At 44.0% G+C, this 25,218-nt stretch carries 11 protein-coding genes; 8 read left to right on the forward strand and 3 right to left on the reverse strand.

Annotation, left to right across the window (positions count from 1 at the left end; translation table 11 throughout):
- Positions 1-39 precede the first annotated feature (39 nt).
- The gene (locus DQQ10_RS13480; protein ID WP_221409730.1) at positions 40-1,377 is read left to right on the forward strand and encodes an ATP-dependent DNA helicase; all 1,338 of its coding nucleotides are present in this window, start codon (positions 40-42) and stop codon (positions 1,375-1,377) included.
- A 79-nt stretch (positions 1,378-1,456) separates the two neighbouring features.
- Here DQQ10_RS13480 and DQQ10_RS13485 read toward each other — a convergent pair whose 3' ends face one another.
- Both DQQ10_RS13485 and DQQ10_RS13490 read right to left on the reverse strand, forming a co-directional pair.
- On the reverse strand, positions 1,457-5,119 hold the full coding sequence (locus DQQ10_RS13485) for an Ig-like domain-containing protein (RefSeq protein WP_112747403.1): 3,663 nt from the start codon (positions 5,117-5,119) through the stop codon (positions 1,457-1,459).
- Between the two features lie 263 nt (positions 5,120-5,382).
- Entirely contained in the window at positions 5,383-6,255 is an 873-nt protein-coding gene (locus DQQ10_RS13490) for an aldose 1-epimerase family protein (protein WP_112747404.1), read from the reverse strand.
- Positions 6,256-6,363: 108 nt separating this feature from the next.
- On the opposite strand from DQQ10_RS13490, the gene DQQ10_RS13495 reads away from it, so the two are divergent.
- Together DQQ10_RS13495 and DQQ10_RS13500 are read left to right on the forward strand one after the other, a co-directional pair.
- The gene (locus DQQ10_RS13495) at positions 6,364-7,815 is read left to right on the forward strand and encodes a helix-turn-helix domain-containing protein (RefSeq protein WP_112747405.1); all 1,452 of its coding nucleotides are present in this window, start codon (positions 6,364-6,366) and stop codon (positions 7,813-7,815) included.
- 174 nt (positions 7,816-7,989) lie between these two features.
- Positions 7,990-10,308 (forward strand): alpha-amylase family glycosyl hydrolase, encoded by a 2,319-nt coding sequence (locus DQQ10_RS13500; RefSeq protein WP_112747406.1) that lies wholly within the window; start codon positions 7,990-7,992, stop codon positions 10,306-10,308.
- 84 nt (positions 10,309-10,392) lie between these two features.
- Here DQQ10_RS13500 and DQQ10_RS13505 read toward each other — a convergent pair whose 3' ends face one another.
- Positions 10,393-12,588, reverse strand: a complete 2,196-nt coding sequence (locus tag DQQ10_RS13505; protein WP_112747407.1) for a tetratricopeptide repeat protein — start codon at positions 12,586-12,588, stop codon at positions 10,393-10,395.
- Between the two features lie 269 nt (positions 12,589-12,857).
- On the opposite strand from DQQ10_RS13505, the gene DQQ10_RS13510 reads away from it, so the two are divergent.
- The 5 genes from DQQ10_RS13510 (at position 12,858) to DQQ10_RS13530 (ending at position 24,910) form a co-directional block, all read left to right on the forward strand.
- Positions 12,858-15,803: a two-component regulator propeller domain-containing protein gene (locus tag DQQ10_RS13510; RefSeq protein WP_112747408.1), complete on the forward strand. Its 2,946-nt coding sequence runs from the start codon at positions 12,858-12,860 to the stop codon at positions 15,801-15,803.
- A 236-nt stretch (positions 15,804-16,039) separates the two neighbouring features.
- Positions 16,040-19,237, forward strand: a complete 3,198-nt coding sequence (locus tag DQQ10_RS13515) for a SusC/RagA family TonB-linked outer membrane protein (protein ID WP_112747409.1) — start codon at positions 16,040-16,042, stop codon at positions 19,235-19,237.
- Between the two features lie 18 nt (positions 19,238-19,255).
- Entirely contained in the window at positions 19,256-20,872 is a 1,617-nt protein-coding gene (locus DQQ10_RS13520; protein WP_112747410.1) for a SusD/RagB family nutrient-binding outer membrane lipoprotein, read from the forward strand.
- Positions 20,873-20,898: 26 nt separating this feature from the next.
- Complete coding sequence (locus DQQ10_RS13525) at positions 20,899-22,254, forward strand: glycosyl hydrolase family 18 protein (RefSeq protein ID WP_165823926.1); 1,356 nt, start codon at positions 20,899-20,901, stop codon at positions 22,252-22,254.
- Positions 22,255-22,402: 148 nt separating this feature from the next.
- Positions 22,403-24,910 (forward strand): carbohydrate-binding protein, encoded by a 2,508-nt coding sequence (locus DQQ10_RS13530; protein ID WP_112747412.1) that lies wholly within the window; start codon positions 22,403-22,405, stop codon positions 24,908-24,910.
- Positions 24,911-25,218: the final 308 nt, after the last annotated feature.

Consider the following 25,218-nt stretch of genomic DNA (forward strand, 5'->3'; position numbering starts at 1 on the left):
TAGAGTCAAAGGTTTTGTGCATTTTTGTATTCTTCTGCGATGCCTTTAAAACCAGTAACAGACAAAGACGCTATCGTTATTCCGCCGGATTTCAAGCTGGAGGATGATTTGGCTATGGCCTATCATATCATGGAGTATACAAATGAAAGTTTGTTCTTGACCGGAAGAGCCGGAACTGGTAAGTCTACACTCCTGAATTATTTTCGGAAGACAACAGTCAAGAAATATGTTGTACTCGCACCCACAGGATTGGCAGCTTTGCAAGTAGGCGGTAACACCATCCACTCTTTTTTTGGGTTTCCACTGCGTACGATGATGCGAAACGATCCAGAGATCTATGCATGGAAGAAAGGGCATCCACGAATGCGCATTGTAAAAAAGATGGATGTACTGATCATTGACGAAGTGTCGATGGTGCGTGTCGACTTACTGGATGCCATCGATCAATCACTTCGATTGAACATGGGGATAGACTTGCCATTCGGTGGAAAGCAAGTGATCTTTATCGGCGATGTTTTTCAGTTGTCGCCCGTGGTACAGCAACAAGATTATCAAGGCGGAGACTTTGATGAATATGCGAGTCAATATTTTTTTAGTGCGGAATCATTTCGAGCGGCACGTCCTAAAGTGTTAGAGTTAAAAAAGATTTATCGCCAGCACGATGAAGATTTTATTTATTTGTTGAATCGTGTTCGTAAAGGCGCTGCAACGCAAGACGATCTTGATGAACTTAACAAGCGGTATCTACCGACACGTGATAAGCAAGAAGACTTTTCAATTGTGCTGACATCGGTAAACGCCATCGCTGATCAAGTTAATTTGTTGAAACTTGTCGAGCTGAAATCACCAAGCGTCTTGTATAAAAGTAAAACGGAAGGGATATTTCACGAACGTCTTTATCCGTCGAATACGTTGCTGAATCTAAAAGAGGGCGCGCAGGTAATGATGATCAAAAATGATCTTCAAGGGAGGTGGGTGAATGGTAGTATTGGGAAAGTTGCAAGCGTAACACCCGAAGAAGTTTATGTGAAATTCGCCGATGGAAAAATTCATAAAGTCGATCCCGTGACGTGGGAAAATAAAACTTATAAATGGGATCGCGAAACGAATGCGATCAGTTTTGAAGTGCATGGTACGTATACGCAATACCCAATTCGCCATGCATGGGCAATTACGATTCATAAAAGTCAAGGTCTAACGTTTGACAACATCATTATCGATTTAGGAAAAGGTGCTTTTGCGCATGGGCAACTGTATGTCGCATTAAGCCGCTGCAAAACACTCGAAGGGATAACGTTGAAGACAAAGATTCAACTGAAAGACATGATCGTCGATGAGGCGGTGGAGTATTTTGCTGATCGCGGGAAAATTGGTTGACAACGAGGAAGCGAATCTTTGTGATATCAATCCTTTTGTTGGATGATACCACAAAGTATCCGCAGTTTTAAGATCAATGTTATTCTTTCACAATCTTCTTCGTGATGATTGTTCCATTGACATTCAATTGATACAAGTACATTCCTTGAGCATCCGTACTATTCCAGGTTGCAATATGTTTACCCTCCGTAAGTTTTTGGTTGATCAATGTTTGAAGTTTACTTCCTTGAGCGTTTAAGATTTCAAGTTTTACGATCGACGCTTCGGGTAAAATGAATTCAATATTGATCGATTCGGTGAAAGGGTTAGGATAAGCACTAAGCTCTAGAGATTCACCGCGTGTAGATTCTGTCCTAAGCCTACCACCTGGTGTCGATACCGTGAATCCGCTCGGGGCAACGAAACTTTGTCCAGACGTGATGTTTCCAATAAATCCAAAGACGACCGAAGAATTAGCCGCTATGGTTTGCGTTGCCGAAGTACCTTGTACAACATAATGATTGCCAACGTGGCTGGTGATGACCGCATCCCAAATCGGTGTTAGATTGTGAGCACAATTAAATTCCACTGTCCAGTTGGAAGCTGCGGTTGATGAGTTGTTCGTAATCCTTACTTCACCCTGAAATCCTGTTCCCCATTCAACGATCGTCCAATACGTTACCTGTAAATTTACAGGTGTATATGGATTGACTGTTATAGCAACGGGAGCTGATGTCGTAACGGCTCCTTGATTATCTGTGGCGCGCACCGTGAGGGAGTAGTTTCCAACAGCCACGTTACTCCATGTAAAGCTATATGGACTTGAAGTGTCTGTACCCAGTAACGTTGTGCCTTGATAAAATGCAACTGTAGCAATGGAACCATTCGCATCCGCGGCAGATGCGTTGATCGTGATCGTTGCCGGCGCAATAAAGCTTGCATTGTTTGCTGGCGATGTAATCGAAGCCGTAGGTGGTGCATTCCCGATCACCGAAATTGAAACGGGAGCGGATGTCGTTGTTGCCGAACCATTATCGGTTGCTACTGCGGTCAAAGTATAGTTACCCGCGGCGACATTGTTCCAAACAAAACTATACGGACTCGACGTATCGGTTCCGAGCAACGTTGTGCCATTGTAAAATGCCACACTTGCAATAGAGCCGTTGTTGTCTGAAGCGTTTGCTTGAATGGCAATATTTGCCGGTGCATTAAATGATGCGTTATTCGTTGGCGACGTAATTGAAACGGTTGGTGGTGGATTGCTACTCACAACCACGGAAACCTGTGCGTCGGCGGTGGCTCCTTGATTATCCGTTGCGCGCGCTACGATGGTGTAGTTCCCCGCTGACACATTATTCCAATTGAAACTATACGGACTGCTGGTATCTGTCGACAATAATGTGGTGCCGTTATAAAAGGCTACGCTGGTAATTGATCCGTTGTCACTCGCGGTTGCATTGATAACGATGTTGGCAGGAGGTGTAAATAATGCGCCGTTGCTAGGCGAGGTGATTGCTACGGTTGGCAACGGATTGACCGGCCCACTAACCACGCGTTCACCAGCGAGATTTTTGCGAAGAACGCCACCTGATCTAAAGTTGGCAACCATCGCTAAAACATCGGCACGAGAAAGTATTACATCCTTGGCGTGATAGACCCAATCTACTTTCATCGTTGTTGTGCGAACAGTTGTGTTACTTCCGGTGATATTCTGATAAATCCAGTTTGCGAAAGAGATGTTTACATCCGAGTCGGGTTGGAAGCGCTCTTGTGTGTGGAACAACTGACCGTCGATATAATACTTCACTGGTTGCCCATCAACCACGGTGTAGATGAGGTCATGCCATCCTTCATACGAACGTACTTGTTTTTGATGATCTCTGATCTCACAAGTTTCCCATGTTGTTGTGTACATTGTCTTTTGTCGCTCCCAATGCCATGCATCCCAGGGAAGATATTCAAAATCACATTCTGAGTAGAGATCAGGATTGTTGCAAGTGGCATAGCTGTTGATGGTATAAAATGTTTCAACGTTTCCATCACCGTAAATTGCTGGTGTGTCATCGAAATAAACGCGCGCGGCAAACGTGCCATTGCGATATGGCATCACCGAGGTTTCTATTCGTGAATGACGCGTGTTTTGTGGATTGTTATCAGCGCGTGTCGCCACACCCATGATTTTGTTCTCACTGTTTTGCGGATCAGCCGTAAACGTGATTAGATCTTTGCTATAAATAGCACCTGATGGAGGTCCACTCACGCCATCGACGACAATCCAATCGTTGAGGCCTTCGAGCGCGGGATCAGAAGCGCTGGTATAGGTGAAATCGTCGAACATATCGGTGACTTGTGGCAACAGACCATCCGTTATGTTGATTGTTGTGGATTGCGCTGACTTTCCATTGTTGCTGTACGCGATAGCATAAAGTGTGTGTTTCCCATTCGGTACATTTTGCCAGTTTGCACTGAACGGTGTACTGGTATCTGTTGAAAGCAATGCGCCATTTCTAAAAAATTCAACACGCGAAATCGTAAAACCCGCTTCGACCGTAGCATTGGCTTGAATGGTTAGCGTTGCTCCAGGTGTGAAAACAAAATTTTGCGTAGGTGATGTGATCGATACTGCTGGTTTACCTTCAGTGTCCAACGGTTGCCCTACCAGTTGCGTGCCGAGTACGTTGAACAGCGGTTGCTGTTTGGTTACCTTGTCAACATCTTGTGTAATCTCCCAAGCCATCGCACCCAACAGTTCATTTTGCTTGATGTAGTTTGCTTTTTCGGTGAGTGATTGTTCATCATCATAACTAATGAAACCACTCCCTGAATTCTTAAGCAGGTAGGGCACTTTAGATTGGTCATCCCAATGTCTAGTCCAACCGTTTCCGATCAGTGGTTTCACATCATAGTGAGCAATGCCGCCGCCACCTTCGCGTGGTGTTTGGTAGAGTGCACTGTTGAAAAACTCACGACCATAGAATGCGAGCCCCATCACAATCTGCGACGGTGGAATGCCGAGTGAATCGGTCAAGTTTTTCACACCGCGATCAACACTTAGATAACGGTCACAAATTTCAGGAGGGCCGCAATAAAGTGGTGCGTTGTGCGCGGCATGAATACTGTAGGACCAATCGCCGGCATAATCGTAAGACATGAGACCAAACCAATCGACATAATTTTTCAGCGTAGCAAAATCGACCCATGTTGCGTAATACAAACTCGAGTGTACGTCGATAGAAATTTCGAGATATTTTCCGAGTTGTGTTCCAGCTGCATTGAAGGCCGCTCGCATTTCTGTGATGAGTGCTGTAAGGTTGGCGCGGTCTTCATTTCTATTGTTGTCTCCAGGATATTCCCAATCGATGTTAACGCCGTCATACCCATAGGTACGGCACCAATCGACGAGCGTGTTGATGAAGATGGTTCGCGTAGCTTGTGCTGATGCCATCGCATGATATCCTCCGGACTGCAATCCACCGCCCATCATGATGATGAATTTTTTATTGGCGGCATGAACCCTGTTTACAAGCGTAGGATTGTGGTACGATCCCGTTTCGGTGCTAATGCTTCCGTCGGCGCGTGGGCCTGCGAAGCAATAAATGAGGTGCGTTAAGTTTTGAAGCGCAATGTTTTCTGGTTTCAAAACATAGTCTTTGGTGTAGGGATAAAATCCTGCAACAACAAGATTTTCGTAAGACTGCTGCGCGTGTGCTGTCAGCGCAACCAGTAACAACAACCAAGCGATGAATAGTTTTTGAATGTTCATTCGTGTTTGGGTTAGGTTTGAATAGATGATGCGAATCAAACCAAAACATAAAAGCGAACGAAGCTTGAAAACTTGATAGCGGGGCTACTTATTAGGCTACCTAACTGACTGAATGGGCTACAGTAAATTTGATTTTTCGAACTTTAACACGAAATAAAAGCGATGTCGGGTATACATCGTAAATGTGAACCGGAAAAATAAGGTCATCAATCCCCAAGAACACGCGCCGTCATTCAAAGTGAGGGACTACAATGAACACACGCCTAGGAGAATTTTACTTTCCATGTTCGTGTCCAGGTAGTTCCTGTACCAATTTTTTCAATACCCTCTTTCGTGGTGAGCGCTTGATTGTGGTTCACGCTATCGGCAATGCCGCACCATGGTTCAATACACACGAAGTCTGCATTTTTAGCGGCCCATAGACCAAGGAAAGGAAAGCCATCGAAGTTGAAAGACAAGCCATGTGCATCCTTATCACTTTTAATGGCAACATTTTTTGATTTTATGTTTTTCAACACAACAGCGTCGTTGGCAAATAGCCCACGCGTTAGTGAAATACGTTTTTCGTTTTGTAGCAGTGCTTCGGGAGTACTGTCGATGAGACCATCGTTGGTTATTGGCCATCGACCAATAGTTTCGGGTGTGTCGAATTCGAGGTAATAGTCTTCGTATTTTAAATGATTAGCCAATGGAACTTTAAACGCCGGATGGCCCCCAATTGAAAAATATAGATCCTCAGTTCCTGTGTTGGTCACCAGGTAGCTGGTGTGAAGGCAATCGTCGATCAACGCATAGCCTAAGCGCAGTTCGAAAGTAAATGGATACTTCTGCAGCGAAACGCTATTGCTCTTTTGGAGAAACGTGACTTTTGTCGGCGATGTCGATTCTACGGTGAACTCTTCGTCTCGCGCGAAACCATGTCGCGGTAATTGATACGATTTATTTTTGTAGTTGAATTGGTTGTCTTTGAGTGTTCCGACGATTGGAAAAAGTATGGGCGAAGATTTACCCCAAAACGCTGGGTCGGCTCCCCACATATATTCAAGACCAAGTTGCTGATGGACGACGCTGGAAAGTTCTGCTCCTTTTGATTTAATCGTTGCCGAAAGCGTGCCGTTAGAAATAGTATGTTGCATGATGTCGACAAAAGTATTGTCAAAAAAGAACTGTCGCAAGCCTTTATATATGTGGTATTGAAATGACGGCTTCTTTTTATATTTGATTCGGGGGTATAAGAAATTGTCATGTTGAAAAAGCTCATAATCATTTTTCTTTTTTTCTTCTTGACTATTCCGTACATCCAAGCGCAGCTTCGCGTTGTGGTTGCGTCCTTACCTGCTGCGACGCCTGTATCTGATACCATTTTTATCTGCGGAAATTTTAACGGATGGGTAACGAATGATGCGCGATATGCGCTACAACGTCAAGTCAACGGACAACTTGCCATCACGATCAATCTTCCTCCGGGGAAGTACGAATACAAATTGACGCGTGGTAATTGGACTAAAGTTGAAACAGATCGTGATAATCATTATACAAAAAACAGAAAAGTTGAATTGGGGCATCAGGAAGTTTCTGTTAGTGTTCAAATCGTGAATTGGCTTGACTTGGGAGGCGCACGTCCCTTGAATTTCGTGATATTTTATTTTTTCGCGTGCGCATTCCAGGCAATCGCCTTGTGTTTGCTCGTGCACAGGATTCAAAAGAGAGAACCTATTAAGTTCAGCGCATTTGCCGTCATCAATACCATTTTTGTATTGTTGCTGTTCACAATGGTGTACGTCGAGATCGCTGATCAGATTTCGCAGACTTATTTTGCCTTCTTTTTCCAAGTGATTTTCTTTCTATGGGCGCCCATCATAGCGTATTTTTTCAGTGCTTTCGTTTCTGCAAGAAAACTTGATGGAAAAGGTTGGTATGGTATCCCTGCGTTGATTTCTTTGCTTGTTGTGCTCGCAAGATTGATGAATATTCCATCTTTCAGTTTTTTGTCCAATGTGCTGTGGCCGCCTGTCACTTGGTCTATGGGAATGATCACAGCATGTGGTTTTATATTCAACCTGTTCATTTATATTAAACTGTACAGGCAGTTCGCCTTTTTAAAGATCGCGAAGTCATTTGCGCGCGATGCAAAACAAGAGCTACTTTATTATGTATACTGGATTTCTTTCGTCGCGTTGTTAGTCGTGCCCTGCAACATAGCGTTGTTGATGTATGGAGTTCGTCATCCTTCGATTGAATATTTCCATCCGGTCGCGGTGGTGTTGTCGCTATTAATTTTCGTGGAGGCTTATATGTTCTGGCGGTACCCCGAAATTATCCGGGAGGAAAAGACTAGTGTTACGGCGGCCGATTATTCACCGGAGCTCGTGTCACGCCTGCGTGATTACATGCAAACCAACAAGCCATTTCGAAAGGCAGACCTTACTGTCTCTGATTTAGCTGATCTGTTGGGAACGCGTCCGCATATTTTGTCGAGGCTGATCAACGATCAATATGAACGGAATTTTAGAGACTTTTTAAATGCTTACAGAGTTGAGGAGTTCATTGCGCTAGCCAATACAAAGGAGTATCGGCACTTCACTTTTCTGGCATTGGCTCAGGAAGTAGGATTTAATTCTAAATCGACGTTTAACCTCGCTTTCAAGAAATTCACGAATCAAAGTCCCCGCGAATATTTCAAAACGCGTGAATAACATGATCGTGAGCAAGTTGCATCATCGTGTCGCGAGACGTGCCACTTTCCCAAACATCCTAAAAGTTAAAACTAAACGAATACAAACGTTTGAATTCGTCCATTTTCTTGAAATAGGTCGATAAAGGTGATGTGATCGGGCATTTTCGCCATCGTTTAATTTAAACTATTCACCATGACAAAAAGATTACTCTCCTTAACGCTATTGCTAGGCTGTCTGCTCCCGTTGGCATCGCCGGCTCAAAACGATGTGATGATGCAAGCTTTCTATTGGGATGTTCCCGTAAATTCTGGTTCACTAAATGGAACCTGGTGGGACAACCTCAATGGCAAAGCCGTAACCCTGAAGAATGCAGGAATCAAAGCAATTTGGGTTCCGCCACCAAGCAAAGGAAACTTTGGAATTTGGGATATGGGCTACGGAATTTACGATCCGTATGATCTCGGAAGTTATAATCAAAAGGGCACGACGGAAACGCGTTTCGGCTCGAAGACTGAATTAACAAATATGATCACGGCAATGCACAACAATCAAATTGAAGTGTACGCCGACATCGTACTCAATCACCTCTACTCGGGCGATGACAACGATCAAAATAATCCCGCGGTGAAACAGTATGAGTTCGATCAAGCATTCCGCAATGGACAACAGTATGCACCGTATCCTACGAATGAAATCAAGTGGGTAATTAAGAATGCTACTGCTGGCGATTATTATATTCAAATCCATGGTTTTCACTTGAACAGCACAGCCAAGGCTGAGCGCGGTTATGACGTACAAATCGATTACAACAGTACGGGGTTCAATGCAAATTATAGTTGGGAATCGGAACCCAACAATGGTGGTGGTGCATCCAATACATTTCCTGCGTCTGGTAACACAGTGCGTGGGCATATTGAAGTAGGCGATTTCGACGAGTATAAAATTACTGTAGTCGGTACGCGCGATGTAATCATCAAACTTACGGCACGTCGAGAGAATACATCGCCGGCGTGGGAGTGGGCTTGGGCAGATCAAACGAATGGTTATTACCCGAAAGCGATTTGGAAGAATGGAACGAACATCGCGACAACGACACAATTTGAAGCGCACACGAATACAAATTTTGTGTACCCGAATCATACAGGCCCAGGTGAAGCAAATCACACTTGGGGATATGCTGATTTTCATCCCGTGAATAACACCGATTGGCTGGGCTATCCTGGTTCAGATGAAATTATCACGAATACCAAATTTTTTGGTAATGATGTTAACACGTTCAGCAATACGGTGAAGACACGCTATCAAGCGTGGGGTACATGGCTATCCAATACGATTGGCTTCGATGGTTTTCGGCTCGATTTTGTACGCGGCTTTCAAGAAGATTATGTTGCAGCATGGGTGAATGCTCTTCCAAAAAAGACTGGGAATGTACAACGGTTTATTGTTGGTGAATACTGGGGATCTGATTCTAGAATTAAAAACTGGGTAAACACCGTTGGCTCTTACGGTGCTGATGTTGATGGATTTGATTTTCCACTGAAGTCTTCTTTGACGGGCATGTGTAATGGTAACGGCGGTAATTGGGACATGCGTTGGTTGAACCATGCTGGTATGGTTCGCAATAGCGGCGGAAATTCATTGCCTGGAACATCTGTCGTAACCTGGTTAGAGAATCACGATACCGGTAAGGAGCACGACAAGTGGGTAACGAAAGATTGGAAAATGGGCTATGCCTATATTTTGACACATGAAGGACGTCCCTGCGTGTTTTACAATCACTACTTTGGTGATGTGTTAACGGATTCGCACAATAGTTCATTGACCGTGACACCTGCTCCTGGTTTGGGACTTGATATTCGTAAACTCATTCATGCTCGTAAGACATATTTGGGTGGATCACTTACCGTGTTGAGTCAAGTTGGAAATCCATATCCATCCGGCGATGCGTATAACGTATACGTTGCACGAAGAGCTGGTAATGGAACGAAGAGCGGCGCTATTGTCGTAATCAACAATCACGATTCAGCAACGAAGAGCCTATGGGTCGATTCGTCTCCGTCGGGATGGACTAGCCTTGCTGGTCAGACATTGGTGAATGCTTTCAACCCTGCACAAACAACGGTTGTACAACCTGATGGTCGCGTAAGTGTGTCGGCGCCTGCACGTAGCTATACCGTGTGGGTGAAGCAAAGTGAATACGTTGCTTTTGTTGATCCGGGTGCGCGTGAGGCAACAGATGACGAAACGAGATTAGATGGAAAGAATGAACTTGAAATTAAAGTATGGTCGAATCCAGTAAGAGGCAACAAACTTAAAGTTGTTGTGTCGTCGCCGCAGCAAGAAAATGTAAAACTTCAATTTCTTACGTTGAACGGAATAGAAATTTTTAAGCGCGCAGCACAGACCAATACGGAAACAGAATTGGATATTACTTCGTGTGCAAAGGGAATGTACATTCTTCGTGCTGCTACAGGAGCATTTGTCGGCTCTGAAAAGGTGATCAAAGAGTGATCGATATCGTTGTAGTTTAATTGGTAATTGGTTAAGAAAAAGCTGTTTCGAAGTAAATTTTGAGACAGCTTTTTTGTTTGATCCCTAGGTTGCTTTCTTAAAATCTTCGCGCGAAAGATGCTTTCTGTTTTGAAGTGTTTCTGTGATTTTTTGAACCACCTCGTCAAGTTCTTTGCTAGAGACTTTCAAAAGCTCAATCAGTTTCTCCGCGCGTTGATCTGGGTCGTGCTCGATGAGGTTGATCAGTCCTAATATTCTTGATAAAGGACCACGCAGCAAGTGGGAGTTAATGAATGCATATTCTGCAAGTTGTGTATTTTGAATCGCCAGTTCTTCGGTTCGCTCCTTCACACGCCGTTCCAAACTTTCATTGAGTGTTTCAATTTCTTTGCTGTGATGAATTACTTGTTTTTCATGGTCACGTCTTTGAGCCGTGCGATACGTTAACGACATGATGTCGGCAACGGAAGCCACGAAGATAACGTCCTCAGCAGTCCATCGCTTTGTTACACCCTGATGCTCGCAACAGATGACGCCCTTTAGTTTGCCATCCATAAAAAATGTAGCATCAAGCATAGAATGAATGTCTGCAGGTTTTAAGTAGTTGAGAAATAATTCGTGGGTGTGGTTGTCGCGTGAGACATCATTCACCGTAATGATTTTTTCTTTCTTTAAACCATTCATGTAAACGGGATAGTCGTCAGCATCGAGCGACATACCCGTGGTAAAGCTGTCATCTTTTTTCGTGTATATCGTTAACGGCTCCAATGAGTTTTTTTCAGAGGAGTATATCCACACGCCCACACGGGATACTTGGATGGTTTGCGCCGTTATCTTGGCGATATCTTTCGCAGCATCGAGCACGTGTCCTGTAATAATGTTTCTGTTTCTTGAAAAAGCGAGCAGTGTGCTGACGTGATTCTCAAGTGTGCTGTTCTTGATATTGAGGATGCTGTTCATGCTTTCGATCTTTTCTTTTTGCATGGCCAGCTTGTAATTATGCCGCTGGGTTTTCTTCCAACTTCGCCATAACAAATACAGGATGGTTGAAATTGAACATATAGCCACAATCAATATAATAAGCTGTAGCCTTTGCTTTTCGATTACAGCTTGCTTACGCCCTTGTTCCAAACGTAACAATTCGTTTTCCTGTGTTTGTTTTTCGATGGCGAGTTGAAATTGCATACGCTCTTCCTGCATTTCCATCTCAAGCTGCGCGATAGAATCTTTTAAGATGATATACTGGCTGAAATTTTGATACTCTGCAATTGGATTGTTTTCTTTTTGAAACGCTTTCCAGAGCATGTAGTGCGCTTCCATTCGAACGTTAAGATCTCTGCGTGATGTTGAAACTTCCAGCGCCTTAATAAAATACTCCTTTGCTAGCGCGAGGTTACCCTTCTCAAAATACACTTGCCCCATGGTGACGTATGCGCTTGGGAGTAGTCTTTTATTTTGTGATTGGAGTATATAATCCAATCCTTCTTTGCCAATCCGTTCAGCGTCTTTCAACATGCCTTTGTTGAAATAGCAATCTGCAATTAATGTCTTTACTTCCGCCAGGTTGATGGCATCATGAATAACATTTCCTGTGGAATCAGCTAAAATAAAATAGCGGAGTGCGCGATCGAATTGCTTTGCATCGAGATAAAGTTTGCCAATTTGTGTAAGCGCAGACATGATCTCTTTAGTGTCACCGATGGCTAAACGAAGCTGATATGCTTTTTGAAAGTTTCGCTCTGCGTCGTCTACTTTATTTTGGATTCGGTTCAACGTGCCCAAACTCTGATATGCAAACGCAAGGCCGGAGGAGTCGCGGATGTTTTCGAAGATTGTTAACGCTTTTTTGAAAAAGGGTTCAGATTTTCCGACGAGCCCTTGTTCTGAGAATAGTCGTCCAATGTTATTGTTGGAATGCGCGACCTGTAGCAAATCTTTTTGTGCTGTCGCAACGGTAAGCGCTTGGTTATAATATTCAAAAGCATTGAGCGGATCGCCGAGGTAGTTGTATGCGATTCCGATAAAATTTAGAGGACGTGCCAGTCCCGTATTAAGGTTAAGTTTTTTACCGAGCTCAAGCGCTTCTCTGCCATAGATAATGGTGCTGTCTGGATAAGCCACACGAAATTGCCAGGCTAGATCGGTGATAAGTTTGTAGCGCGATTCTCCTTGCGCCCTTTGGAGTGATTCCTTGATTTCCTGAATTACGGCTTGGTTTTGCGCGCGCGTGGCGAATACCGTTGCAATATAAATGCTGACCACGAGCAAGATGAGCCTCATGAGTTTCCGGTTTGAATGGGCAAAGTCTTATGAATATACTGAATAATAATGACTTCTTTTAGAGGGATGCGACAACGATTGCTATTGCCGCAATCAAAATTGTGAAATGACCGGTATCCCATGGGTTGTATCGCAACAACGGTGTTCTTTGCGCACATCGATGAAACGTCTTGCGCCTCAAGAATGAATTACATAATTTTCAAATTGTGATTCGCCTAAACCAATCTAAATCTTCACGCTTGTCGGTCGGGAGTCGGCAATGCTTTGTAATGCTTGTAGCGTTATTACTATCGTTACCATCATGGGCACAACGGGAAATTAGACTTCAGCAGTTTTCAATAGAGAACGGGTTGTCACAAAATACAATCAATACGATTTATCAAGATAGTAGGGGGTACATGTGGTTCGGCACGCAGAATGGATTAAATAAGTTCGACGGCCGGAACTTTACTGTATACAAAAACACCTCAGGCGATACGACGAGTCTTTCTAATAATGACGTTTATGCAATATTTGAAGATCACGAAAAGCAATTGTGGATAGGTACACGCTCGGGTCTATCGCGTTACAATCGTTCACGAAATACCTTCTCAAATTACGACTATCCGGAAGGACGAGTTTATGCGATGCGACCCGTGTGGTGTATTGCACCCGCAGATGATGATCATCTATGGATCGGCGCTTCTGGAGGTTTATTTAAATTCGACAAGGGGCTGAGGAAGTTTGAGCACTTCAAGATCAACGATAGCATTCAAAACGCAAACTCAGCAAAAGCAATTTGTCGCGATAGGGCGGGTGTACTTTGGATTGGCACCCAGATCGGGGAGTTGATGCAATTCAATCCGAATACTCATCAATTTTCAAAGGTTCATTTTCCTCAGGAAGGGACTGTGAACTATGCCATTGCCTCAATCGTGGAAGACAGCGAGGGAATGATTTGGATTGGACGTGACGACGGTTCAATATATCGATATGACATCACTACGCGCAGTTTTAAAGAATATACTTTTTTAAAGAAGAAGTATCCAATTCGTACCATGATTGAAGATAAGGAAGGTAATCTTTGGGTGGGAACAGACAAGGGTGGAGCTTTCTTGCTCGATCCGAATAGTGGAAGAGTGTCTTCATTAGGTCAACGGAAAGAAAATGAAACGGACGTTGTGTTGTCGTTATTTAACGATGCGAAAGGTGATATGTGGTTGGGTACATATCATGGCGGTGTTTATTTATTCGATAAGATGGACACCACGTTTCAACAATATGCGCCACAAGACAAACAAGAGAATGCATCGCAAAGTAATTCTGTGTTATCCATTTTTCAAGACGATGAGAGTTTATGGCTTGGCTCAGATGGCGGCGGATTACTCCAGCGACGCAACGGTACGGTTAAGCGTTTTTTACAAAATACAACGGCTAATTCAATTGCCGGAAATACCATTCTTTGCCTGGAAGCTGGGTTCGACAGCGAGCTTTACATCGGTACGTACGCCGACGGCATGTCTGTTCTGGATAGGCGAACCGGTAAGTTTAAAACCTATAATCAGCGCAACGGGCTAAGTGATAACAGTGTGTGGGTAATATACAATGATGTAGACCATGTTTGGATTGGAACAAATAAAGGTGGTGTAAACGTCCTTGATAAACGAACAGGTAAAATCGTGCACTTCACCAATGTCATGCAAGATGAAAGAACGATAAGTTCCAATACGATTCGTGCAATCTTCAAAGACAGCCGCGGCAAATTTTGGATCGGCACTGTTTCAGGATTAAATGTCTTTAACGAGACGGATAGCACATTTACAGCGTACTACTACAGAGATAGTAGCAATACCATCAGTAACAACAACGTGCTTTGCATTTTTGAAGACATGAAAAAGAACCTGTGGTTTGGTACGCACGGCGGCGGTGTTAATCGCTACGATGCGCGATCAAATACGTTTACTTCATTTCAAGAGAAGGATGGTCTCGCCGGTAACATCGTTTACGCTATGTTAGAAGACGCGCAAGGGAATCTTTGGATGAGTACCAACAAAGGGCTTTCACGATTTGATGTTGTTAACCAAGTGTTTAAGAACTTCGATACACGAAGCGGTCTTAGTAGTGCTCAATTCAATATTGGCGCTGCGTTTAAAGGTAAAGAAGGACAAATGTTTTTTGGAAACATCAATGGCGTTACATCGTTTTTTCCACATCATATCCGGCAGAATGCATTTATTCCACCGGTTGTAATCTCTGATTTTAAATTATTTAATAAACCCGTGTTGCTTGGCGATGATTCGCCCCTGCAAGAGACTATCGACGTGGCGAAGGAGGTAACGTTAGAACATTCACAATCCGTTTTTAGCCTTCACTTTGCTGCGCTTAATTTTTCGCATGCCGACAAGAATAGCTACGCCTACATGCTCGAAGGTTTTGATCAGGACTGGATTGCTGCGGGAAATAATACAACAGCAACGTACACCAACCTTGATCCGGGTGAATATGTGTTTAAGGTGAGAGGATCTAATAATGATAATGTGTGGAATGAACAGGCAACAACGTTGAAGGTGATCGTTAAGCCGCCACTTTGGAAAACCTGGTGGGCACGGACGCTTTTTGTATTGATGGTTGCTGCGGGATTGTACATGGCATATCGATTCAAAATCAACGCTATCAAAAAGCAACAGGAACTACTGACATTACTTGTCGATCAACGTACCGCTGAAATAGAGGAGAAGAATAAACTCATCCTGGAAACAGAAAAGCGAAATGCTCAGCTTGTTCATCAGAAACTTAATGATGAGCTCGCAACGAAAAGTAAGGAGTTGACCAATTACACCTTGCTGATTGTCCAGAAGAATAAACTTCTGGACGAGTTAAAGAAAAAATTGAAAGACGTGGTGCGAAATCCGGGGTCATCAAACTTACGAGACTTCCGAAATCTTGTTCAGATGATTAACTATAATTTCAGCCCTGAAAAGGAATGGAAAGAGTTCAATGCTAATTTCAATCGTATTCATAAAGGATTTACCGATACGCTGAAGGAAAAATTTCCAGAATTAACCAGCAATGACCTCAGGTTGTGTGCACTCTATCGCATCGACATTCCGACCAAGGACATTGCCGAGGCCATGGGTATTTCACAGACAAGTGTAAAAATGGCACGCTATCGTTTACGGAAAAAACTAAACCTCTCACCAGAAGAAGACATACACGATTTCCTCAAAAGGTGTTGAATGTGTGCAGTGTGTACTGCATGGAAGCACGCTGCGCGCGTCAAGACGTTAGCGGCTATATCCGTAGTCCCCTCATCCTTTCTAAATTCAGCCAAAACGCAATAATTATAATCGTTGTAGCCCCTGAAACACTACTGGTAGGTTTTTATGTAGCCCTTTAAAATTTAGAAAAGCGCGGGATAGGTAAAATATTCGGTGACCATTTCACTGGAAGAAATTTACCTAACCCAAACAGCATGACTCTAAATTTTACGAACCTCAAAAAGACGGTACTGCTCTTTGTACTGCTAACCTGCTGGCTTTTCCAGGCACAGGCGCAGCGCATGAGCGTGTCCGGAAAAGTCAAGTCCCAGGAGGATGATCAGCCCTTACCTGGTGTATCGATTGTGATTAAAGGTACGGCAACGGGTACCGTCACAGATGCAGAAGGAAACTATACAATTCAAGCTCAGAAAGGAGAGACGATTGTTTTTTCGTTCCTGGGAATGAAGTCAGAAGAAGTAGTGGTTGCGGACCAGACTACGATCGATCTTTCTTTAACGGCCGACATCACTAATCTCGGCGAAGTTGTTGTTACGGCGCTCGGTATTAAGCGTGAAAAGAAAGCACTCGGATACGCTGTTACGGAAGTCAGTGGGAGTCAGCTCTCGACGGCTATCGAAGTGAATGCCGTCAATTCCCTGTCAGGTAAAGTCGCTGGCGTAGATATTTCCACACCCACGGCGGGACCAAGTGGCTCTACGCGCGTTGTTATTCGTGGCAATGCATCACTCAGTGGAAAAAATCAACCGCTGTATGTTATTGATGGTGTTCCCATGGATAACGGCGACATGGGAAGCGACGCTGGTATGTGGGGTGGTTATGATCTTGGAAATGGTATTTCCAGTCTTAACCCCAACGATATCGAGTCGGTTTCTGTTTTGAAGGGCGCATCTGCTTCGGCACTATATGGATCACGCGCATCGGATGGTGTAATCTTGATCACAACAAAATCCGGAAAAGTTAAAAAAGGTATCGGTGTAGAAGTCACCAGCAACTACACAGCAGAACGTGTTTTGTCTCGTTTCGATGACTACCAAACTACGTACGGTATGGGACGCCAAGGTGTGTTGCCCACGTCGATAGAGAATGCTCAAACAACACAAGTTGCCTGGGGTGCGAAACTCAATCCAAACGTCATGGTGCCGATTTACAACGGCGAGATGAAACCATATGGTGCTGTCAATAATAATATTCTAAGTTTCTTCCGTACCGGTTCAACGGCAACCAATACGATATCATTATCGGGTGGAACAGAAAAAGCCACGATCAGAATGTCTGTATCTGATTTGCGAAATCAAGACATCGTTCCGGGGACGGGTTTGCGCAGAAATACGTTTTTGATTAATTCTTCTCTTACGCTCGCTGATAAAATTACCATCAGCGGTAAAGTGAATTACATCAATGAAAAAGTTGATAATCGTCCGGCGCTTTCGGATAATCCAAACAACGTAGGATTAGCACTGCTTGGCATTGCACCAAACTTCGATCAACGTTGGTTGTCACAAAACTACAAAGATGCGCAAGGCAACTATGTGGATTGGAACGGCGGTAATATTTATCGTATCAATCCGTATTGGTCCGTGAATGAAATTGAGAACACGTCGACTCGAAACCGTATCATAGGTTATCTGCAATTAAACTACGCGTTCTCCAAATCACTTAGTTTTCAAGCTAGAGGAGGAACGGACTTTTATTCTTTTCGATACACCAATTTCTCGCCGAAGGGAACGCCGACTGTAACCAGTGGTGCCGTAGAGGAACTCTCGGTAAATGTATTTGAAAATAATTTTGAAGGACTGCTGAAGTTTAACAAACAGATACTTCCTGAATTTTCGATAACCGCTTACGGTGGAGGAAATATCATGCGATCAGGAAGAGAAAATTCCACGTCGAATGGACAAGAGATTATTCTTCCGGATATTCATCCGATTACGAACTTCAGAAGACAGACAAATATTTATCAATTGTATAAAAAGCAAATCAATTCGCTTTACGGTGCTACGCAGTTTGCATACAAGGATACTTATTTTGTGGATGCAACATTTCGTAACGACTGGTCATCATCACTTCGTCCTGGTTTGAATTCATATTTCTACACTTCGCTGTCTGGAAGTTATGTGTTCTCTAATCACCTTGAAAACCAACGGTTCTTGTCATTCGGTAAAATTCGTGGATCAGTCGCACAAGTCGGTGGCGATGCAGCACCCTATCAATTGAGTTTGAATTATGGTCTCTTGGAATTTTCTCATTTGGGAAAACCAATGGGGCAGGTATTCAATACAGATATTCCGAATGCCGACTTGAAGCCAACAAAAACATATTCGTATGAGATTGGTACAGATCTGCAATTCCTTGAAGGCAGAGTTCGTCTCGATGTTGCGTACTACAATGCGAGAACGGTCAACCAAATTCTTAGTTTAAAAATTCCCGTCACAAGTGGATATAACAATGCAGTGATTAACGCGGGGCAGATTAGAAATAAGGGCATTGAGCTTTCATTGTCAGCGACGCCAATCAATAATACTACTTCAGGTTTTTCTTGGGATGTGATGTTAAATTATACCAAGAACATCAACGAAGTGGAACGTCTGCATGAGCAAATCAAAACGTACGAATTGTCAGCGGCACGATGGGCAGGTGCTGTGATTCAGGCACGTGAAGGTGCGGCGTATGGTGTTATCGTCGGGAGGAAATTTAAGCGTGATCCAGAGGGAAATATCATTCACAACGCAGCAGGGTTTCCAATGCCTACTGATGCAACAGATCAAGCTGTGCTCGGCAATGGTGTACACAAATGGATGATGGGACTTAGCAATACATTCAAGTATAAAGGTATATCATTGAGTGCATTGATCGATTTGAAGGTAGGTGCTGATATTTATTCAATGAGTAATGCGTTGGCGTATCAGAATGGTACAGCGGAAGAAACGGTGGAAGGTCGCGATGCTTGGTATGCCTCAGAAGAAGCAAGGCTGGCTGCAGGCGTTTCGCAAGAAGCATGGACGCCAACAGGCGGATATGTAGGGAAAGGTGTGGTGAATGTCGGGACGGCAGAGAAGCCTGAATATGTTGCGAATGCAAAACCAGTAGACCCAGAGTTGTACTGGAGAGGTTTCCTTGAAAATTCGCCAGAGTATTTTATTTACGATGCATCGTATGCGAAACTTCGTGAATTAACAATTGGGTACACGCTGCCGCCTTCCATTATTTCGAAGACGCCGTTTGAAAGTATTTCAGTATCGTTTGTGGCAAGGAATCTTTTTATCCTCTACAGCAACATTCCGAACGTCGATCCAGAATCAGGCTACAATAACGGAAATGGTCAAGGTTTCGAATATGGTTCGCTGCCATCGCGAAGAAGCTTCGGTGCTAGCGTAAATCTTAAATTTTAATCACTGAACAATAAGGTTATGATTATCAATACGCATAAAAAACTTATTCTTCTTGTCTTCGCAGCGTTTTTGTTAGTGCGTTGTGATCACTTCGAAGAATTGAATCAGAATCCGGTGACCTCAACAGATATGGATCCTAATCTGATGTTGCCGACGATTCAATTGCAATTATCCGGCGGACAATTTGAGCAGCTCCGGAATGGATTTATTTATTCTGGCGAGTGGATGCAACATTGGACAGGCGAGTACGCATCGACAGAGTATGGCGGAAAAGGCGTTCGTAATGATGCTTACATGGGCGCCTTGTGGACAGCGCAATACCCGCGCGAAGTAAAAAATATCGTTGACATGGTAGAACGTACGACAGGTGTTCCGGAGAACGTGAACATCAATGCAGTGTCTCGAATCATGAAGGTCTACATCTTTTCAAGGCTCACCGATCTTTATGGCGACATACCATACTTCGATGCGGGGAAAGGATACTACACGCGCTTATTCACACCGAAGTTCGATCGTCAGGAAGATATCTACAATCACTTCTTTGAAGAACTCGATGGAGCAGTGAAATCTTTTGACGCGTCGCAGAAAGCAATCACCGAAGACTTTTATTTCGAAGGAAATATTGAGCAGTGGAAACGCTTTGCAAATTCTCTTCGTCTGCGTCTAGCCATGCGGTTGACGAAAGTGAACATTGAAAAAGCAGAGCAGCAGGCAGAGGCTGCAATTGCATTGGGTACGATGCAAAGCAACGACGATATGGCTGTCATGCAACACATCGTTACAACGTGGCGCGGTGGAACTTTTGGTGGCAATGGCGTTTCGTATACTTTCATGAATACTTCAACAACTGCTGACGAAAGCCTGTTTCGTATGTGCTCGACATTTGCCTCTTATATGGAGGATATGAATGACCCGCGTATTACCATGTATGGACGTAGCTATCTTAAGTCTGAAAATAGACCGGATGATATTACAGATGAAGTATTCGATGTCGTCGGCAGCTACACGCAGATGTCATTGCTCCCGAGTACATTTTCTTGGGAAGCATCTTCACAAGGTGCGGCCATCGATGTTGAATACAATGGCAATACAGTTAAAGACCTTACAAAGTTGTATCAATGTCTACAGCCTTCAAATTACATCGCGCGTATCGATGCGCCCTACATCATGATGAGTTATGCTGAAGTGGAGCTTTGGAAAGCTGAAGCTGCGTTTAGAGGCTGGGATACGGGTGCTTCCGTTCAGGAACATTTCAGTAAAGCACTCGAAGCTGGTGTGAAGCAAATGTATACGTATGGTGTTCCCGAAGTTGATGAATCTGTGGTTAGTGATTTTGTTGACGCAAATCCGATTGTGTCGGGACAAGAGCTTGAACAAATTAATAATCAACTGTGGGTGAACTTCGCGCTCAATGGACAAGAGGCGTGGGCGAATTGGAGAAGATCTGGGTTTCCTGCAATTGAATATCCTAACCGCGATCCTGGCGTAAATCAAAGTGGTGGCGAAATCCCTCGCCGCATGCAATATCCACAAGAAGAACTTGACTACAATACTGCCAATGCACAAGAGGCCATTGCAAGAATGCCTGGCGCGACTGATAGTTGGATGAATCGTGTATGGTGGGATAAAGAATAATCGAGATGACCTTAAAATATGAAGACATGAAGAAAATAATGATACGCTATACTTTGCTGTTGACAATGGTGGCAAGCATCATCGCTGGCTGTGTCGATGAAGCGGAGAATCCGACTTTCGCAAATGATGAAGTGCCGCGCATTTTTGATTGGCCAACGACGAATATGTTTACGATGGATGTGACCGATACACTACGGCTCGACTTCACCGTGTCGCCTGCCGATGGCGCTGATTTTAAATGGATACTTGACGATGAAGTTGTGGGAACAGAAAAGTCATTCCAAAAGAAATTTGCTGAAGGCGGTGCGCATACGCTGAAATTTGTGGTGACTAGAAATGGTGTTGAAAATTCGAGGTCAGCTGCGTTGACGGTGATCGAAAATATACCTTTCGAGCCGAAGCCCTATAATAAACGTGTCGTAGCATTTTTATCACGCAATGGAACGCTTGCTAATGTTGATCTGGATCACATCACACATCTCGTGATTACATCTGCTGTTGTGAATGCCGCTAGTGAAACATTAGTCGATACAACATTTACAGGCATGGATCTTAAGAATCTCGTCAAGACTGCGCATAGTGCGGGCGTGTACGTGATGTTGCAAGCGTCGGGTACAATCGCACAACCACAAGGCGCTGGTTTGTATGGCGACTACAGTTTTTACAATGCAGTTAATGACCCGGACATGCAAGAAGAAGTGATTGCAACCTTGATGAAATTTATTGCAGACAACGATCTTGATGGATTGGATATTTATTTGAACAACACATCGGAAGGTGCTTTGGACTCTACTAAAGTTGGAAAATTCTATCGTGCAATTTTGCCATCGCTCCCCGAAGGCCCTAATGGTAAATTCTTTTACACTGCTTCAGTTCCAGGTGGTTGGACATCAGGTCAATTGCGTCCTGCAGCCAAAGTTAGCAGGATGGACTGGGTGAATATTCATGGATTCCGCTACGAAGATATTCCACCAAATGCGCCGACGCCCCATTCTCCTTATTGGGCTTTTACGGATTTAGCAGCAACGTGGGAATCATTTGGTCTCCCGAAAAATAAAATTGTAGGCGGAATTCCTGCGGTTGGATTTCACTATTTCCTTCCCGACGATGTCTCGGGTGTAGGTTGGGGTAATCTCTGGATGTATACGGCCTATGAGGGATATAAGAATATTCTTACACGCGATGCAAACGCACATACGAAGAATAAGCTTGACGTTGATGACGGTATTTTTTACGATGGACATCCTGCTATACAGGAGAAAGCGCAATATGTACTCGATCAAAATCTTGGCGGTCTTATGATTTGGACTGTTGATAACGATACACAAGATGAAAGTAAATCATTGGTGAAAGCCGCTTACACAGCATTGGGTAATCCCTAATTGAAACACCGTTGGAAGCGCTGATTCCCCCCAAGTCAGCGTTTTAAAATTTTGTTTAACTAAAAAAGATAAGTTATGAAGAACTGATTTCAACAAGTACCTCAAACACCTTGATGATTTAGTATTACAAACTTTAAACCTAACCCTCATGAACGTAAAATCTTTTTCACGTACCTGTAGACATATATTCTGGGGAATATTTTTCTGCATGTCGTTGCCTGCTACTGCGCAAGTGATCATGTTTGATGACTTTAACTATACAAGCGTAAATGATCCGCAATTACCTGTATTCAATAAGTGGAATATTATTGATGGCGTAAGTGGACCGCCAGAAGGTGGCATGTATAGCCGAAATAATATCACGTTTGTTAACGATCCAGATAATAGCGCAAATAAATTGATGACGTTGCGTACAACCGTGAATGGCCAATCAAAAGCGACAACGCATGCGCGCATTGAAACCGGTGGCTTCGAATATTTCGCTGGGACGTATGCTGCGCGCGTGTATCTCTCCGATCTGCCCTACACCTATAAAGATGCGAACATTCAAACTTTCTACACCATTGTGAGTTCGTCGCTTGCCATGGATGGAACAAAGTATAGTGAACTCGATATCGTCGAATACATGGCTGCCGATAAGTGGGGCGTCTCCGCTGACAATCGGGTGATGTATACGACTTCGTATCACAAATACCAAGCGAATCCGTGGGCAGCGTGGAAGACATACTTTGCAAACGTTGGGTCTTATGCAGGCTGGCACACTTTCATTGCGTCGTGCACCGATGGTGTGAACGTGAAGTATTGGATGGATAATACATATTTAGGATCGCAGGCATACACCGATGGTAATAATCCGGATGGCAGTACAACACTACCGGTTTATCCGCGCAGCAACATGCAGGTTGCTTTTGCTAACTGGATTTGGAACAATGTAACAGGCGCGAGCACAGCCGATAGAAACACAACCATGCAAGCTGACTGGGTGTTGCATTATAAGAATCAAGAATTGTCTTTGAGCCAAATCAATGCTTTGGTTGCCGACTATCGTGCACAAGGCTTGAAGAGAAGAAATTTGGCGGGGCAAACGTATGTAGAAGGAACGTGCAATGTTCCCGCGCAGCCTGGTACCATGTCTGGTAACACGGTGGTAAGCGCAGGCACTGCTCAAACATATTCGATAGCAGCGGTGAGTGGTGCTACGTCGTACACCTGGACGTTGCCATCCGGGTGGAGCGGATCATCGACAACAACATCCATTACGACGACGGCGGGGACATCGGGTGGTACAATATCTGTACGGGCTAACAATGCGTGTGGTGCGGGGGCATCGCGAACATTAGATGTGACTGTCAGTTCTTGTAACGTACCGTCGCAGCCCGGCGTAATTTCGGGTAGCCCTACCGTTGCAGCAGGGAGCGCACAAACGTATTCAATTGCGGCAGTGAGTGGTGCAACTTCCTACACATGGACATTACCTTCCGGTTGGTCTGGATCGTCAACAACGACATCGATCAACACCACAGCAGGTACGAGCGGAGGAACTATTTCAGTACGTGCTAATAATTCTTGTGGCGCAAGTACAGTGAGAACGCTAGCAGTATCAATCGCGACTGGTGGCTCCAATCTCGCAACCAACAAACCGGTTACGGTTTCATCTGTGGAGGCGGCAGGGTTGGAAGGTTCAAAAGCTGTCGACAACAATGCATCAACACGTTGGGCTAGCACGTATTCAGACGCCCAATGGATTTATGTAGATCTCGGTGCATCGTACGACATCAATCGTGTAAAGATCACTTGGGAAGCTGCGTACGGTAGAAACTATGATGTCCAAGTTTCAGCAAATGCTTCGAGTTGGTCAACGATTCGTGCCGTTACCAATAATACATCATTGGTGAATGATAACACCGGCCTCAGTGGTTCAGGACGTTATCTGCGCATAAACGGTACGTTGCGTGGTACTGCGTGGGGATATTCAATTTTTGAGTTGGAGGTCTATGGAACTCCCTCGTCAAACTTCTTTACGGCGCGTATAGAAGCAGAGAATTATCTGTATATGGCAGGCGTAATTACGGAAGCATGTTCGGAAGGCGGATCTAACATCGGTGCGTTCGATGCGAATGATTGGCTATCCTACAACGTAAATATTCCTACAGCAGGAACCTATAAAGTGTCCTATCGCGTATCAGCAACCAGTGCAGGTAAAACGTTGCGTTTAGAAAAAGACAATGGTGCTACATTGCTGGGCACCGTTACGATTCCAAATACCGGTAATTGGCAAACCTGGTCAACGGTTTCACATACGGTTACGCTCCCCGCTGGCGCTTATGCCGTGGGATTGACAACATACACGGGAGGTTTGAATGTGAATTGGTTTGAAATAACAAACAACTTGAGCGCGCGAGAAAGTGTGGCGCGTGAAGAAGTTGCTGAAGAATTCGAGTTGTTCCCAAGCCCGGTTGAAAACATTCTTTTCGTTCGTGCAGCGGAACGATTCAGAAATGCAGATGTAACCATTTTTGATGCCTCTGGAAAATCTTTTATCAGTCAGAAGTTGATCAGCGATCAGATTGATGTGTCGTCACTAAAACCTGGCTTGTTCGTGTTGCGCCTTAGCTTAGGTGGCGTCGTTCAAGTCAAGAAGTTTATAAAGAAATAACTTTTTGTCCGTTTATTTGTTTTGCAGAGTGTCCAGCAGGCACTCTGCTTTTTTTTTCGCTAGTTTAAAAAAGCGCTGCTTTGTGACCGCTCATTACATTACTGAAATAGTACTGACTTAGCATTTGTCGGTTATTTTGGTTCAATTTTTAAGTAGAGGCGCTTAATCAGGTAACTTTTTTGTCAAAATCATACATGGATGCCGTTAGCTCAATTGACACAGTCCATTGTTAGTGCTGATTTTAAGCTAATTTCGACCGCTATATGGCTTCCGGTTTGAAAAAACGAAGCTAACGTGAATCCCAATTG

This window comes from Pseudochryseolinea flava (genome assembly GCF_003286915.1).
Lineage (GTDB): Bacteria > Bacteroidota > Bacteroidia > Cytophagales > Cyclobacteriaceae > Ohtaekwangia > Ohtaekwangia flava.